This window comes from Tabrizicola flagellatus (genome assembly GCF_008271465.1).
In the GTDB taxonomy this organism is placed as follows: Bacteria; Pseudomonadota; Alphaproteobacteria; order Rhodobacterales; family Rhodobacteraceae; genus Tabrizicola; species Tabrizicola flagellata.
In genome coordinates, this window is the sequence record NZ_VMDU01000006.1 from 40,359 (window position 1) to 56,198 (window position 15,840).

The window sequence follows — 15,840 nt, forward strand, 5'->3', positions numbered from 1 at the left end:
CGCTCTGGAAAGCCTGACTTGTGGCTGCCGTCCCGGCCCGCCACCCTGACCCGAGCCAGCCCCCAGCCAAAGGACCGGAACATGCGCCTTCCCACCCTTGCCGCGGTCGTCGCAACGGCCACCTTCGCCCCCGCCCATGCCCAGGTCCGCGAGATCCCCGGAACCGGGTTCGAGGCCGGCAACTGGATCGGGGGCGCCTATACGGATGCCGACGGCAAGTTCTCGTACTGCTACGCCACGGTCAGCTACATGAACGGCCAGACGCTCTGGCTGGGGCTTTATCCCAACGACACCCTGTCGATCCTGCTTTCGCAGCCGGATGTCCGGTTCAAGCCGGGACAGACCTTCGAGCTCTGGGTGATGATGGAAACCGGCCTGCCGATGATCGGCAAGGGCGAAGCCTGGGACGAGACTTACGGCGGGATCACCTACACGGGGATCGAGGCGACGGTCGATTTCCTGAACAGCGGCCGCTACCTGCGGATGCTGGGCATGGGAATCGACGACGGGTTCGACGTGGATGGCATCGGCCCGGCGCTGGTGCAGGCGCAGGACTGCCTGGCCAGGCAGGGCGCGGCGGCCGGCCGGCTGCCGGGAGGCGAGCCCGCAGTCAAGTCGCCGCCCGCCGTGCCGGGCCTGACCAAACCCAGGACCAGCGGCATCGGCGCGGAGGGGGGCGCTTCACCCCGACCCGGGGGTGCCTTGGGCACCCCCGTGCCGAAACCGCAACCCTGACGGCAGGACCAACCCCAGGAATTTTCGACGAAAATTCCTGGGCTGCGCCTATTCCGCGGCTTCGGCGTAGGCTTCGACCGGCGGACAGGTGCAGACCAGGTTCCGGTCGCCATAGACGTTGTCCACCCGCCCGACCGGCGGCCAGTACTTGTCCACCCGGAACGACCCCGGCGGGAAGCAGCCCGTCTCGCGGCTGTACTTGCGGTCCCACTCGCCCACCAGCGCGGCTACCGTGTGCGGGGCATGGCGCAGCGGGCTGTCCTCGGCCGCGATCTCGCCCTTCTCGACCGCGCGGATCTCCTCGCGGATCGACAGAAGCGCGGTGATGAAGCGGTCGATCTCGGCCTTGGTCTCGGATTCGGTCGGTTCCACCATCAGCGTCCCCGCCACGGGCCAGGACATGGTCGGCGCGTGGAAACCGTTGTCGATCAGACGCTTGGCGATGTCGTCCACGGTGACGCCCGCCTCGGCAAAGGGGCGGGTGTCGAGGATGCATTCATGCGCGACGCGGCCCTTGTTGCCCATGAAGAGGATCGGGTAGTGCCCGGAAAGCCGCGCCGCGATGTAGTTCGCGTTCAGGATCGCCACGCGGGTTGCCTGGGTCAGCCCCGGCCCTCCCATCATCAGGCAATAGGCCCAGCTGATCAGCAGGATCGAGGCCGATCCATAGGGCGCCGCCGACACGGTGCCCTGGTCGGTGCTCTTCAGCCCGCCGCCTTCGGGATTGTCCGTTTCCGGATGCCCCGGCAGATACGGCGCGAGATGGGCCTTCACACCGATCGGCCCCATGCCCGGCCCCCCGCCGCCATGCGGGATGGCGAAGGTCTTGTGCAGGTTCAGGTGGCTCACGTCGCCGCCGATCTCGCCGGGTTTCACGAGGCCCACGAGCGCGTTCATGTTCGCCCCGTCGATATAGACCTGCCCGCCGTGGTCATGGGTGATCCGGCAGATCTCGCGCACCGTTTCCTCGAACACGCCATGGGTAGAGGGGTAGGTGATCATGCAGGCCGCCAGCCTGTCGCCCGCCGCCTCGGCCTTGGCGCGGAAATCCTCGACATCCACGTCGCCGTTCGGCGCCGACTTCACCACGACCACCTCCATCCCCGCCATCTGCGCCGAGGCCGGGTTGGTGCCATGCGCCGAGGTCGGGATCAGGCAGACCTTGCGGTCGTGGTCGCCCCGCGCCCGGTGGTAGGCGAGGATGGTCAGAAGCCCCGCATATTCCCCCTGCGCGCCCGAGTTCGGCTGCATCGAAAAGGCGTCGTAGCCGGTGATCTCGCACAGCTTCCGGCTGAGGTCATTGATCGCCTCGTGATACCCCGCCGCCTGGTCGCGCGGGACGAAGGGGTGCAGGGACGAAAATTCCGGCCAGGTGATCGGCATCATCTCGGCCGCCGCGTTCAGCTTCATCGTGCAGGAGCCGAGCGGGATCATCGCCCGGTCGAGCGCCAGATCGCGGTCGGACAGCCGGCGCATGTAACGCATCATTTCCGACTCGGCCCGGTTCATGTGGAAGACCGGATGGGTCAGATAGTCCGACGTGCGCAGCATTTCTTCCGGGAAGCCCAGGGTGGCGCGGTGCGGCGGCACGCCGTCGATCCCGAAGGCGCGCAGGACCTTGACCAGCACCCTTTCGTCGGTGGTCTCGTCGAGGCTGATGCCCACCCGGTCGTTGCCGATCTTGCGGAAGTTCAGCCCCTCGTTGCGGGCGGCCGCAAGGATGCCGGCCTGACCGACGCCGACCTCGATGGTTATCGTGTCGAAAAAGGCCTTCGGGTCAACCTTCGCCCCCGCTGCCTTCAGCGCACGGGCAAGCCGCTGGGTCAGGAAGTGCACCCGTTCCGCAATCGCGCGCAGGCCCTTCGGCCCGTGGAACACCGCATACATCGAGGCCATGACGGCCAGAAGCGCCTGCGCCGTGCAGACGTTCGAGGTGGCCTTCTCGCGCCGGATGTGCTGCTCGCGGGTTTGCAGGGACAGCCGGTAGGCCTTGTTCCCCTGCGCGTCGATCGACACCCCGACGATCCGGCCCGGCATCTGCCGCTTGTGGGCATCCTTCACCGCCATGAAGGCCGCATGCGGCCCGCCATAGCCCATCGGCACGCCAAAGCGCTGCGCGCTGCCGATGGCGATGTCCGCCCCCATCGCACCCGGTTCCTTCAGCATGCACAGCGCGAGGAGGTCCGTCGCCATGATCGCAATGGCCCCCGCCGCGTGCAGCGAAGCGATGCGCTGGGTGAAGTCGGTTACATGGCCGTAGCTGGAGGGATACTGGAAGATCGCGCCGAAGACCTGCTTCGGATCAAGCTTGCGGACATCGTCCTCGATGATCTCGATCCCCAGGGGAAGCGCCCGGGTCTTGATGACGGCGATGGTCTGGGGATGGCAGAAGCGGTCGACGAAAAAGGCTTTCGCCTTCGATTTCGCCACCCGCTCGGCCATCGTCATGGCTTCCGCCGCCGCCGTCGCCTCGTCCAGCAGGCTGGCGTTCGCCACGTCCAGGCCGGTCAGGTCACAGACCATGGTCTGGAAATTCAGGAGAGCCTCGAGCCGGCCCTGCGCGATCTCGGGCTGATAGGGCGTGTAGGCCGTGTACCAGGCCGGGTTCTCCAGGATGTTCCGCTGGATCGCCGGTGGCGTCACGGTGCCGTAGTAGCCCTGGCCGATCAGCGAGGTCATCACGCGGTTCTTCGCAGCGACCTCCTTCATCCGGGCCAGCAGCTCATGCTCGGCAAGCGGAGCCCAGGTCAGCGGCTGGGATTGCCGGATCGACGGCGGCACGGTCTGGTCGATGAGTTCGTCCAGGGTTCGGACACCGACGGCGGCCAGCATCTCCTCCATCTCGACCGGCGAGGGACCGATGTGGCGGCGGTTGGCAAAGTCGTAGGGGTTGTAGTCTGTGGGCGTGAAGGTCATGGCGCGGGCCTCTGGCATGGGGCGGACAAATTCCTTCGAAGGAATTTGCAAAACTTTTCGAAAAGTTTTGCCCGGCGCGAGGTCCACACCGGGCGCGGTGCAGGTCAGCCGATCAGGTCCTGATACTCGTCCTCGTCCATGAACTGGTCGAGGACCGACAGGTCATCGACCCGCATCTTGAAGAACCAGGCGGCGCCCGTCGGGTCCTCGTTCACCAACCCAGGGTTGTCCACCAGCTTCTGGTTCACCGCGACGATCTCGCCGTCCACCGGGGCCAGGATGTCGCTTGCCGCCTTGACGCTTTCGATCACGCAGACCTCGTCGCCCTCGGCCACCTGCGTCTCGGGCTCGGGCAGTTCCACGAAGACCACGTCGCCCAGCTGGGTCGCGGCATGTTCGGTGATGCCGACGACCACGAGGTCACCCTCGACGCGCAGCCATTCATGTTCCTTGGTGTATTTCATCGGTCAGTCCTCAGAGCTTGTAGGTTGTCGGTTGGAACGGCATCTCGGTCACGGTCACGGGCAGGCGCTTGCCGCGCACCTCGCCCATGAGTTCGGTGCCGATGCTAGCATGGGCGCGGGCAACATAGCCCATCGCAATCGGAGCATTCACCGAAGGTCCGAACCCGCCGGAGGTCACTTTTCCGACAGGCGTACCATCCGGGGCGAAAAGCTCCACGCCCTCGCGCATCGGCGCGCGGCCTTCGGGCCTCAGGCCGACACGGAGCCGCGCCGGCCCCTCGGCCAGTTCCCGCAGGATCCGCTGCGCACCCGGGAAACCGCCCTCGCGCGCGCCGCCCGCGCGGCGGGACTTCTGGATCGCCCAGGTCAGGTTGGCCTCGACCGGGCTGGTCGCGGTGTCGATGTCATGGCCGTAGAGGCAAAGCCCCGCCTCCAGTCGCAGGCTGTCGCGCGCGCCAAGGCCGATCGGGGCCACTCCGGATTGGGCCAGCAGCCGTCGCGCGAAGGCCTCCGCCTGCGCCTCGGGGACCGAGACCTCGAAACCGTCCTCGCCGGTATAACCCGACCGGCTGACCCAGATCTCGCCGATCACCCGGTGATCCATGAAGCGCATCGCGGCGACGCCCGGGACGAGCGCCTCGAGCGCCGCCTCGGCCCCCGGGCCCTGGAGCGCAAGGAGCGCCCGGTCGGTCACCGGTTCCACCGCAACCCCCGGCATCATCGCCGTCATGTGGGCGATGTCCGCCGCCTTGCAGGCCGCGTTGACCACGACATACAGGTGATCCCCGCGGTTGGTGAACATCAGGTCGTCGAGGATCCCGCCCGCGTGATTGGTGAAGAGGCCATACCGCTGCCGCCCTTCGGCGAGACCAAGGACGTCGACCGGCATCAGCGCCTCGAAGGCAAGCTTCAGCTCGTCGATCGTCCCCTTCGGCCGCAGGATGACCTGGCCCATGTGGCTGACATCGAACAGACCCGCCGCAGCGCGCGTGTGCAGATGTTCCTTCAGCACCCCCTCGGGGTACTGAACCGGCATCCGGTAGCCCGCGAAGGGCACCATCTTGCCGCCCAATTCTTCATGCAGGGCCTCCAGCCCCAGGTGAAGAAGCTCCTGCTCTTCCAGGTCGGCCATGGCCGCCCCTCCCATGTCTGGCCGGAGAAACGCACCGGCACCGTCAGGCGGGCCAATCCCCACCCCTCGATGCCCCCTCTGTCCCTGCACCCCAAGGTGCGCCTGAGATCGTTATCCCTTCGGCGTCCCGGACCCGGCCGGGAACTCTCCAGAGTCTGTCGTCAGCTACGGTCCCTTGCGCCTGAGAGTTTACCGGGGCGGTTGCTCCTTCGGCACCGACGGCCCTGTTGAGCCCGACGGATTCTCCCGAACCTGACAGCGTCTGATTAGCCCATCGCCCCGCGGGCGGGCAAGCGAAAAACGGGATACGATGGTATGCCGCGCGGTCCCCGAAGGTGGCGGATCAGGACGCCAGCAGCACCCGCGTCTCGTAGTCCTTCAGCGTCATCCGCGCGGCCTGGCAGGATCCGGCCCCTTCGCGCTCAGGGCACGATCGCAGCATTTCTGCACGCTGCGCATCGGGGATGCCCGCAATCCCATGCCGGCTCGGCTGATGACTTTCCAGCCAGAGCCCCTGCGTCCGCACGATCTGATGGCGATCAAACATGATCTGCACATAGGTCAACGCCTGCATCCGCTGTCTGACGTTGCGCCATCCGAGGAGCTGGATGGCGGGAACCAGCACCTCTTCGGCGCCGAAAAGCAGCTCGCAGACGGCGCCACCGAACAGGACCCGGTGCTGCGGCGAGACCCGGATCACGCGTTCCGGCAGACCGGGACCAAGGGCGCCGGGCGGGATTTCGACCGGCTTCAGGCCGGGATCGGCCAGAACCTCGGCCAGCCCGACCGCACGCCGGGCGATCCGGCGGACAGGCTGCGGCCCATCGTCCAGCGTCAGGACCGGATCGCCGGGGCGCAGGCTTGCGACCGGGCGCGGCCCCTCGGGCGTCTCGATCAGGGTGCCGGCGGAAAAGCAGGGAATGAGGTGCTCGATCTCGGCAAGGCTCATCGCGCCGGGGACCGCACCTGACCGGTCATGGAAGGTGACAAGGCCGGTGTTCCGGTCCCCGCCGATGCAGTTCACCCGGCCCCCGGACCAGTCGTTTCCCAGAAGATCCAGCCGACCGTGGTCGCCGCGACCGCCGCCGCCGTCTGCACTGTCGCCCCCGGAGACGTCTCCGTCCCCCACAACGAAGACGTCACGACGCTCGCCCGCGAACGGCTTCTCGGTTCCGGCGCCGCAAGGGATGACGTGGTCGCGATCCCCACCTTCGGTCGGGTCGCCCGGCGCCGCGCCCTGGCGCGAAGCGTTGCTGACCAGCTCGGGCAGTCTGTGGCCGGTCTTTGCCATCGACACCTCCTCGTCCGTTGCGGGATCGGTTTAGCATCAAGCCGTTGACCGGAACTTAACACGAACGTCCGCGCAGCGATGTGCCGTTCAGACGCGCCGTGCGCCGGGGCCGGCCATCGGTTCCGTCTCGGGCAGCGATCCGGTGCGACCGGGGCCGGGCGTGACGGCAGGGGCCCGGATCGCCACCAGGGCCAGCCAGGCCGCGGCCAGCCCGAAGATCACCCCGCCGATGGCCTGCCCGACCAGCACGCCCTGCGCCCCCCAAAGACTGCCAAGCCACAGGGCCAGCGGGACGGTCCCCAGCGTGTGCCGGCCCCAATTCACCACCGTGGACCAGAAGGGTCGCCCGAGATTGTTGCAGACCGCATTGCCGACGAAGATCATCCCGTTGAAGAACCACAGCAACGCCAAGGGCCCGCAGAACAGGTAGACCAGGTCGCGTGTCAGCCCCTCGGCCCGGAACGCATCCGCGATCGGAGCCCGCAGCGCGAAAAGCAGGGCCGAGACCACCAGGATCACCAGTCCGGTAAACACCAGCCCGTCCAGGAAGGCCCGACGCACCCGGTCCATCCGGCCGGCCCCGAAGTTCTGCCCGATGATCGGCCCGATGGCACCGGAGAGCGCGAAGATCACCCCGAAGGCTACGGGTGTCAGGCGACCCGCGATCGCCATGCCCGCCACCGCCGCCTCGCCATAGGTGCTGGTGGCGCGGGTGACGAAGGCCTGGCCCACGGGCGTTGCCACCTGGGTCAGGATCGCAGGCACCGCGATCGCCCAGACCGGCCCCATGTCGGCCACCACCTGTCCCGGCGTCGGCCGGTCGAACCCGCCGTATTTCGCCGTGATCGGCCGCAGCGCCATCACCGCGATCACCACCCGCGCGGCCACGCTCGCCAGCGCGGCCCCGGTCAGTTCCCACCCCAGGCCGAAGATCAGGATCGGGTCCAGCACCGCCGTCGCCACCGCCCCCCAGACCGTGGCCATCATCGCCGCCCGCGCATCGCCATGGCTGCGCAGGATCGCCCCGCCCACCATGCCCACCATCAAGAGGGGCTGCGAAGGCACCACGATGGCCAGGAAATGCACCGCCAGGTCATGCGTCTCGCCCGTGGCGCCCAGAAGGCTGACCAACGGCGACAGCGCCAGCCAGACCACCGCCGCGAACAGCGAGCCGAAGACGAAGCCCAGCACCAGCCCGGTCGTCGCCTTCTCGCGCGCCAGCGCCGGATCGCGCGCGCCCAGCGCCCGTGCGACTAGGGCGCCCACGGCGATCGACATGCCGATCCCGAAACTCGTGGTGAAGAAAAGGATCGCCCCGGCATAGCCGATCGCCGCCGCCAGCTCCTCGCGCCCCAGAAGGGCGATGTAGACCATGTTGACCAGATCGACGACGAAGACCGCCATCAGCCCGACCGACGAGGTCAGAGCCATCACCGACACATGCCGGAACAGGTTCCCCTCGACGAACTTCGCCTGCGGCCCGGCCATGTGCCAGCCCCTTCTTCCGTTCCCAAATATCCTCGGGGGTCCGGGGGCAGACGGCCCCCGGCGGTTGCCCGAGGGCTCAGACGCTCGGCACCTTGCGCAGAAGCGGCATGACTTCGGCCATCTCGGGCCCAGCGTCGCGCCCCGTGAGCGCCCGGCGCAGCGGGCGGAACAGATCCTTGCCCTTGCGGCCCGTGGCCTCTTTTACAGCGGCCGTCCACTCGCCCCAGGTTCCCTGCGTCCAGGGCTTCGGCGGCAGCATCGCCAGGGCCTGCCGGACAAAGTCGCGGTCGGCCTCGTCCACCACCGGCTCGGCCCCGTCGCGGAACAGCGTCCACCAGTCGCCCAGATCGGCCAGCACCGTGATGTTGCCCTTGGCCACCGCCCAGAAGGCCTCGGCCTCGGCCTCCGGCACGCCCAGCGCCGCGATCCGGTCCTTGACGGCCGCGAAGGGCAGCGACTGGACATGGTGGCGGGTCAGCGGGAACAGGTCCTCGGCGTCGAACTTGGTCGGCGCGGTCCCGAAGGAGCCCACGTCGAACCCGGCGATCAGCTCCTCCATGCTCGAGGCCAGTTCCACCGGCTTCGACGACCCCAGCCGCGCCATCAGCGACAGAAGCGCCATCGGCTCCACCCCCCGCGCCCGCAGGTCGCGCAAGGACAGAACCCCCAGCCGCTTGGACAGTTCCTCGCCCTGCGGCCCGGTCAGGAGGGAATGGTGCGCGAAGGTCGGCGGCGTGCCGCCCAGCGCCTTCATGATCTGGATCTGCGTCGCGGTGTTCGTCACATGGTCCGCCCCCCGCACGATGTGGGTCACGCCCATGTCCACGTCGTCCACCGACGAGGCGAAGGTATAGAGCACCTGGCCATCCGCCTTGATCAGCACCGGGTCCGAAACCGAGGCCGCATCAATGGAAATCGGCCCGATGATCCCGTCGGTCCATTCGATCCGCTCCTGGTCCAGCTTGAAGCGCCAGTAGCCCTGCCGCCCCTCGGCGCGGTAGGCGGCCTTCTGGTCCTCGGTCAGGCTGAGGGCGGCCCGGTCATAGACCGGGGGCTTGCCCATGTTCAGCTGCTTCTTGCGCTTCAGGTCCAGCTCCACCGGCGTCTCGAAACATTCGTAGAACCGCCCCGCGGCCTTCAGTTGCTCGGCGGCCTCGGCATAGCGGGCAAGCCGCTTCGACTGCTGCTCGACCCGGTCCCAGGTCAGACCCAGCCAGGTCAGATCCTCCTTCAGCCCGTCGATGTATTCCTGCTTCGAGCGTTCCTGGTCGGTGTCGTCCAGCCGCAGGATGAAGGTGCCGCCGTTCTGCCGCGCGATGAGGTAGTTCATCAGCGCGGTGCGCAGGTTGCCGACATGGATCCAGCCGGTGGGCGAGGGGGCAAAGCGGGTGGTGACGGTCATCGGGGCGGCTCCTTGAACCGCCCTTCCCTGTCACAAGCCCCCGGATTTGTCCAGTTGACCCGCCGCACAGTCCCGGTCCGCGGCAGCGCCGCCGTCGGGGGTTCGATGCCCCCGGCGGCGGCTCCCCCTACGGCCGCCGCACATTCCGGTTGACATAGTCCGCTTTTTACTTAACAAAGCAAGTATCAACCGGGCCGCACCGATGCCGCATATCCAGATCGACTATTCCCCGAACCTGGAAGACCGCCTCGACATCGCGGGCCTCTGCCGGACCTTGCGCGATGCCGCCGCCGCGACGGGGATCCTGCCGCTCGCCGGGATACGCGTCCGCGCCACGGCCTGCACCCATGTCGTGATCGCCGACGGCAACCCGGACCACGCCTTCCTCGACATCTCGCTCCGGCTTCGCGGCGGGCGCAGCGCCGAGGACAAGGCCCGCGCCACGGCCGAGATCTTCGCCGCCGCCGAAACCTTCTGCGCCGAGGTCCTTGCCACCTCCTCCTTCATGCTGTCCTTCGAGATGCGCGACATCGACCCCGCACTTTCGCCCAAGACCTCCTCCATCCGCCGCTACCTGCCGGGAGACAGCCAGTGACCGACCTAGCCACCCATCAGGCGAAACTTGCCGGCCACCTCGCGCGCTTCCGCGCGGGCGGCATCCTTAACCTGATCGACGGGCAGGACGTGGCGGGGGAGGACTGGTTCGAGACCCGCTCTCCGGTCGATGAAAGCCTGATCGCCCGCGTGGCGTTGGGCACGGTCGAGACGGTGGACCGCGCGGCAAAGGCGGCGAAGACGGCCTTCCCTGCCTGGGCGGCCCTGCCGGGCGACAAACGCAAGGCGATCCTGCACCGCATCGCCGACCTCATCGAGGCTCGCGCCGAGGAAATCGCGCTCTGCGAATGCTGGGACACCGGGCAGGCCTGGCGCTTCATGTCCAAGGCCGCCCTGCGCGGGGCCGAGAATTTCCGCTTCTTCGCCGACCTCGCCCCCGGAGCGCGGGACGGGAAAAGCCTGCCCACGCCCGACCACCTGAACGTCACTTCGCGGCATCCGATCGGCCCGGTGGGGGTCATCACCCCGTGGAACACGCCCTTCATGCTGTCCACCTGGAAGATCGCCCCGGCGTTGGCCGCCGGCTGCACGGTCGTCCACAAGCCGGCCGAGTTCTCGCCGCTGACCGCGCGCCTTCTGGCCGAGATCTGCCACGAGGCCGGCCTGCCCCCCGGCGTCCTGAACCTGGTCAACGGCATGGGCGAAGGCGCGGGCCGGGCGCTGACCGAACACCCGGACATCCGCGCCATCGCCTTCGTCGGCGAAAGCCGCACCGGCAGCGCGATCATGCGCCAGGGGGCCGAGACACTGAAACGGGTCCACTTCGAACTCGGCGGCAAGAACCCGGTCATCGTGTTCGAGGATGCCGATCTCGATCGGGCGCTCGATGCGGCGATCTTCATGATCTATTCGCTGAACGGCGAACGCTGCACCTCCTCCAGCCGGCTCCTCGTGCAGGACTCGATCGCCGACAGCTTCCACGCCCGGCTGGTGGAGCGGGTGAACCGCATCCGCGTCGGCCACCCGCTGGACCCGGCGACCGAGGTTGGGCCGCTGATCCACGAGACCCATTTCGACAAGGTCGCGTCCTATGTGGCGCTCGGCCGTGCCGAGGGCGCGACGCTCGCCGCAGGCGGCACGCGCGTCGGCGAGACCGGCTGGTTCCTCCGCCCGACCCTCTTCACCGGGGCCCGCCCCGACATGCGCATCGCCCAGGAAGAGGTGTTTGGCCCCTTCCTGACCTCGATCCGCTTCAAGGACGAGGCAGAGGCGCTGTCCATCGCCAACGGGGTTGCCTATGGCCTGACGGGCTATGTCTGGACCAACGACCTGACTCGCGCTCTCCGCTTCAGCGACCGGCTGGAAGCCGGGATGATCTGGGTGAACTCGGAAAACGTCCGCCACCTGCCCACCCCATTCGGCGGGGTCAAGGCCAGCGGCATCGGCCGCGACGGCGGCGACTGGTCGTTCGAATTCTACATGGAACAGAAGAACGTGGCCTTCGCGCTGGGATCGCACCGGATCCCGCGTCTCGGCGCCTGAGGAGGAGGACCGATGCCCATTCCCGCCCCGAACCTGACCCCGCCCTTCAACATCGTCCGCCTCAGCCATGTCGAGCTGCGCGTCACCGACCTGGCCTGGAGCCGCGCCTATTACGTCGATACGCTGGGCCTTCAGGTCACGCACGAAGTCCCCGACGCGCTTTACCTGCGCGGGATGGAGGAGCGCGGGCATCACTCGATGATCCTGCGCCGTGCGGCGGAGCCTTCGGTGGGCACCCTCGGCTTCAAGGTCTGGTCGGAAGAGGACCTCGACCGCGCCGCGCACTGGTTCGCGGGCCGGGGCCTGCCGGTCGCCTGGACCGAACGCCCCTTCATGGGGCGGGTGCTGGCCACGCGCGACCCCTGGGGCGTGCCGCTGGAGTTCTATGCGAAGATGGACCGTCTGCCCCCGATCCATCAGCAGTATCGGCTTTATCGCGGGGTCAAGCCGCTGCGCATCGACCATTTCAACCTGTTCTCATCGAATGTCGATCAGGCGGTGGCCTTCTACGGCGACATGGGCTTCCGCGTCACCGAATACACCGCCGACGAGGAGACGGGCCGCACCTGGGCCGCCTGGATGCACCGCAAGGGCGGGGTGCATGACATCGCCTTCACCAACGGCACCGGGCCGCGGCTGCATCACACCGCCTTCTGGGTGCCGACCCCCCTGAACATCATCGACCTTCTCGACCTGATGTCCACCACCGGCTACCTTGCCCATATCGAACGCGGACCGGGCCGTCACGGCATCTCGAACGCCTTCTTCCTGTACATTCGCGACAAGGACGGGCACCGGACGGAGCTCTACTGCTCGGACTACCAGACCTGCGACCCGGACCTGGAACCGATCAAGTGGGACCTGAAGGATCCGCAGCGCCAGACGCTCTGGGGCGCCCCGGCGCCGCGCTCCTGGTTCGAGCTGGGGTCCGCCTTTGACGGCGCGGCGCTGGCCGAGAGCGACCTGAAGGCCACCCCGATCGTCGCGCCATGACCGGCAATCTCGTCACCTTCACCGCGAACGGGCGGCAGCTCTGGGGCGTGACCGCGCCGGGCGGGGTGGTCGCGCTGTCGGACGAGTTCCCCCAGTGGCAAACGTTGCGCTGCGTGATCGAGGCCGGGGCCATCGACCGGGTGCTGAACGCCGCCGCCGGCCGCCCGGCCAGCCATGCCGAGGGCAGCTTCGCCTGGGACATCCCCGTGCCCGACCCCGAGAAGATCATCTGCGTCGGCGTCAACTTCCCCGACCGCAACGCCGAATACCGCGACGGGCAGGAGGCGCCGGCCTTCATGTCGCTCTTCCCCCGCTTTGCCCGCAGCTTCACCGGGCATGGCGCGCCCCTGATCCGCCCGCCGGAAAGCGACCAGCTCGACTACGAAGGCGAGATCGCCGTCGTCATCGGCACGGCAGGTCGCCGCATCCCCGAGGCGCAGGCGCTGTCCCATATCGCCGCGCTGACGTTGTGCAACGAAGGCACGATCCGCGACTGGGTGCGACATGCCAAGTTCAACGTCACGCAAGGCAAGAACTGGGAGCGCTCGGGCGCCATGGGGCCCTGGCTCGTGCCCTTCCGCGACCCGGCGCAGATCCTCGACATCGCGCTGGAGACCCGCGTGAACGGCGCGCCGCGCCAGTCGGACCGCACCGGGCGGATGCTCTTCCCGGTGGCACGGCAGATCGCCTATATCTCGACCTTCACCACGCTGGTGCCGGGGGACATCATCGTCACCGGCACGCCCACCGGCGCAGGCGCGCGGCTGGAGCCTCCGGTCTGGCTGAAACCGGGCGACGTGGTCGAGGTCAGCGCCGAGGGGATCGGGACGCTGCGCAACGGGGTGGCCGACGAATGAACGGGCCCGAGATCGAAGCCGCCGCCGAGATGCTGTTTCAGGCCGAACGGACCGGCCGGCAATGCGGGCTGTTGTCGCTTCTCCATCCGGGGATGACGCTGGACGAGGCCTATGCCGTGCAGGCGGCGCTGGTCGCGCGCAAACGCGCGGCGGGGGCGCGGGTCATCGGCTGGAAGATCGGCCTGACCAGCCGCGCCATGCAGCAGGCGCTGGGGATCGACACACCCGATTCCGGCGTGCTTATGGACGACATGCTGTTTGCCCATGGCGCGACCGTGCCGAGGGGCCGCTTCATCCAGCCCAGGGTGGAGGCCGAGATCGCCTTTGCCACCCGCGCCCCCCTGCACGGGCTGGAGGTGACGCGCGACGAGGTGCTGGCCGCGACCGACTGGGTGGCCCCCGCGCTCGAGATCCTCGACACCCGCATCCTGCGCGCCGATCCGGCGACGGGCCGGGCGCGGATCATCACCGACACGGTCAGCGACAATGCCGCCAATGCCGGGATCGTGCTGGGACCCGAACGCCATGCCGCCGATGCCTTCGACCTGCGCTGGGTCGGAGCCATCGTCACCCGCGACGGGGTGGTCGAGGAAACCGGCCTCGGGGCAGGCGTGCTGAACGATCCGGTGACCGGGATCCTTTGGCTGGTCCATCGCCTGGCCCGCTATGGCGAGGGGGTCGAGGCTGGTCAGATCCTGCTTTCCGGGTCCTTCATCCGGCCCGTCGAGGCCCCGCCCGGCAGCCGGTTCCACGCCGATTTCGGCCCCTTCGGTGCGGTCGGGCTGGCCTTCGGCTGAGGCGCCGCCCAGGCTCCGCCCCTGCCGCGGCAAAATGCGTTGCCCGCCCCTTCAACCCCACGGAATTCCTTCCTATCTCTGACGGATGACGAATCCCGCACCCGACAGCATCGCCCCCTCGCTCGCCTTCATCGAACAGCTGGCGCACGAGGCGGTTTCCACCTTGCCCGAACCCTTCCGCGAACCCGCGACCCATGTCCGCCTGCGGGTCGAGGAGTTTCCCGACGACACCATGCTGGAGGAGCTGGACATCGAGGATGCCTTCGACCTGACCGGCCTCTACGACGGCATCCCGCTGACCGAGAAATCCACCGCCGAGCAGGTGACGCGCCCCGATGTCATCTGGCTATTCCGCCGTCCGATCCTCGACGAATGGGCCGAACGCGGCGATGTCTCGATCCAGGATCTGGTCGGGCATGTCGTGGTGCACGAACTGGCGCATCATTTCGGCTGGACCGACGACCAGATCGCCGCCATCGACCGCTGGTGGGAATAAGTGGGTTCCCGGCCCTGATGCACAGGGCATGTGCAGAAGCGCCCCCGAGATGACGGCCCTGTGACCTGCCGCAGGCGGAAGCCGGCCTATCCTTCCGCTATCAACAGCATGGAGGATACCATGACCGACCACGTCGCGGGCCGCACCACCGGCCTGTCCCGCCGTCAGGCCCTGTTCGCCACGGCAACCCTGCCCCTTGCCGCCACCCTGCCCCTGCCCGCCGCGGCGCAGGAGAAGATGCAGGGCTCGGGCTTCGCGCCCTGGAACCGCTTCAAGCTGGGCGCCTTCGAGGTCACGACGCTGCTCGCCGGCACCCGCGCCGGCGACAATCCGCAGGAAACCTTCGGCACCAACGCCTCCCCCGAAGACTTTGCCGCGCTGTCGGCGGCAAACTTCATCCCCGCCGACCGGACGCAGAACTTCTTCACGCCCACCGTGGTGAATACCGGGGCCGAGATCGTGCTGTTCGACACCGGCCTTGCCGCCGAGGCCACGCTGGCCGCGCTGACCGCCGCCGGGATGACGCCGGACATGGTGGATGTCGTCGTGCTGACCCACATGCACGGCGACCATATCGGCGGGCTGATGGGCGCGGACGGCACCACGCCGACCTTCGCCAATGCGCGCTATGTCACCGGCGCCGCCGAGCACAACCACTGGTCGGGCGCTGCGAACGAAGGCTTCGACAGGAACGTGAAGCCCCTGAACGACAAGTTTGCCTTCCTCGACGATGGCGGCTCGGTTGCCTCGGGCATCACTGCAATGGCCGCCTTCGGCCATTCCCCCGGTCACATGGCCTATCAGGTGGAATCGGAAGGCCAGCGCCTGATGATCACCGCCGATACCGCCAACCACTATGTCTGGTCGTTGCAGAAACCCGACTGGGAGGTTCGCTTCGACATGGACAAGGCCGCCGCAGCAGCCACGCGCAAGCGGGTCTTCGGCCAGATCGCCGCCGACCGCATCCCCTTCATCGGCTACCACATGCCCTTCCCCGGCGTGGGCTATGTCGAGGCGATGGGCGAGGGCTTCCGCTATGTGCCCGCCAGCTACCAGCTGATGCTGAACGGCTGAGTGCGGGAGCCAGAATCCTTCGAAGGATTCTGGCAAAAGTTTTCGAAAACTTTTGCCCCCGGCCTCGCGTGCCGGGGGCGGTTCCATTTCGGCGCGAA

At 68.1% G+C, this 15,840-nt stretch carries 14 protein-coding genes and 1 riboswitch; of the genes, 8 read left to right on the forward strand and 6 right to left on the reverse strand.

Features of this window, described 5'->3' with window-relative positions; translation table 11 throughout:
- Nucleotides 1–81: 81 nt before the first annotated feature.
- Nucleotides 82–735 (forward strand): hypothetical protein, encoded by a 654-nt coding sequence (locus FL625_RS10610; protein WP_149588647.1) that lies wholly within the window; start codon nucleotides 82–84, stop codon nucleotides 733–735.
- Between the two features lie 48 nt (nucleotides 736–783).
- Here FL625_RS10610 and gcvP read toward each other — a convergent pair whose 3' ends face one another.
- From gcvP to gltX, 6 genes are all read right to left on the reverse strand, one after another.
- Nucleotides 784–3,651: an aminomethyl-transferring glycine dehydrogenase gene (gcvP, locus tag FL625_RS10615; protein WP_149588767.1), complete on the reverse strand. Its 2,868-nt coding sequence runs from the start codon at nucleotides 3,649–3,651 to the stop codon at nucleotides 784–786.
- A 104-nt stretch (nucleotides 3,652–3,755) separates the two neighbouring features.
- A complete protein-coding gene (gcvH, locus tag FL625_RS10620) occupies nucleotides 3,756–4,115 on the reverse strand; it encodes a glycine cleavage system protein GcvH (protein ID WP_149588648.1) in 360 nt (119 codons plus the stop codon).
- A gap of 10 nt (nucleotides 4,116–4,125) precedes the next feature.
- Nucleotides 4,126–5,247 (reverse strand): glycine cleavage system aminomethyltransferase GcvT, encoded by a 1,122-nt coding sequence (gcvT, locus tag FL625_RS10625; protein ID WP_149588649.1) that lies wholly within the window; start codon nucleotides 5,245–5,247, stop codon nucleotides 4,126–4,128.
- A gap of 158 nt (nucleotides 5,248–5,405) precedes the next feature.
- Nucleotides 5,406–5,506, reverse strand: a riboswitch (glycine riboswitch).
- Nucleotides 5,507–5,590: 84 nt separating this feature from the next.
- Nucleotides 5,591–6,538, reverse strand: coding sequence for a Hint domain-containing protein (locus tag FL625_RS10630; RefSeq protein ID WP_149588650.1), 948 nt, complete (start codon nucleotides 6,536–6,538; stop codon nucleotides 5,591–5,593).
- An 87-nt stretch (nucleotides 6,539–6,625) separates the two neighbouring features.
- Entirely contained in the window at nucleotides 6,626–8,026 is a 1,401-nt protein-coding gene (locus FL625_RS10635; protein WP_149588651.1) for an MATE family efflux transporter, read from the reverse strand.
- Between the two features lie 76 nt (nucleotides 8,027–8,102).
- A complete protein-coding gene (gltX, locus tag FL625_RS10640) occupies nucleotides 8,103–9,428 on the reverse strand; it encodes a glutamate--tRNA ligase (RefSeq protein ID WP_149588652.1) in 1,326 nt (441 codons plus the stop codon).
- Nucleotides 9,429–9,630: 202 nt separating this feature from the next.
- Between gltX and FL625_RS10645 the strand changes: the two genes are divergently transcribed.
- From FL625_RS10645 to FL625_RS10675, 7 genes are all read left to right on the forward strand, one after another.
- Nucleotides 9,631–10,023, forward strand: coding sequence for a 5-carboxymethyl-2-hydroxymuconate Delta-isomerase (locus tag FL625_RS10645; RefSeq protein ID WP_149588653.1), 393 nt, complete (start codon nucleotides 9,631–9,633; stop codon nucleotides 10,021–10,023).
- Complete coding sequence (gene hpaE, locus FL625_RS10650) at nucleotides 10,020–11,525, forward strand: 5-carboxymethyl-2-hydroxymuconate semialdehyde dehydrogenase (protein ID WP_149588654.1); 1,506 nt, start codon at nucleotides 10,020–10,022, stop codon at nucleotides 11,523–11,525. The genes FL625_RS10645 and hpaE overlap by 4 nt, the downstream gene beginning before the upstream one ends.
- 12 nt (nucleotides 11,526–11,537) lie before the next feature.
- Nucleotides 11,538–12,518, forward strand: a complete 981-nt coding sequence (hpaD, locus tag FL625_RS10655; RefSeq protein WP_149588655.1) for a 3,4-dihydroxyphenylacetate 2,3-dioxygenase — start codon at nucleotides 11,538–11,540, stop codon at nucleotides 12,516–12,518.
- The gene (locus FL625_RS10660; protein ID WP_149588656.1) at nucleotides 12,515–13,375 is read left to right on the forward strand and encodes a fumarylacetoacetate hydrolase family protein; all 861 of its coding nucleotides are present in this window, start codon (nucleotides 12,515–12,517) and stop codon (nucleotides 13,373–13,375) included. Before hpaD ends, FL625_RS10660 begins: the two co-directional genes overlap by 4 nt.
- Entirely contained in the window at nucleotides 13,372–14,172 is an 801-nt protein-coding gene (gene hpaH / locus FL625_RS10665; protein WP_149588657.1) for a 2-oxo-hept-4-ene-1,7-dioate hydratase, read from the forward strand. Before FL625_RS10660 ends, hpaH begins: the two co-directional genes overlap by 4 nt.
- An 85-nt stretch (nucleotides 14,173–14,257) precedes the next feature.
- Nucleotides 14,258–14,668: a metallopeptidase family protein gene (locus FL625_RS10670; RefSeq protein ID WP_149588658.1), complete on the forward strand. Its 411-nt coding sequence runs from the start codon at nucleotides 14,258–14,260 to the stop codon at nucleotides 14,666–14,668.
- A gap of 120 nt (nucleotides 14,669–14,788) precedes the next feature.
- The gene (locus FL625_RS10675) at nucleotides 14,789–15,742 is read left to right on the forward strand and encodes an MBL fold metallo-hydrolase (protein ID WP_149588659.1); all 954 of its coding nucleotides are present in this window, start codon (nucleotides 14,789–14,791) and stop codon (nucleotides 15,740–15,742) included.
- Nucleotides 15,743–15,840 lie beyond the last annotated feature (98 nt).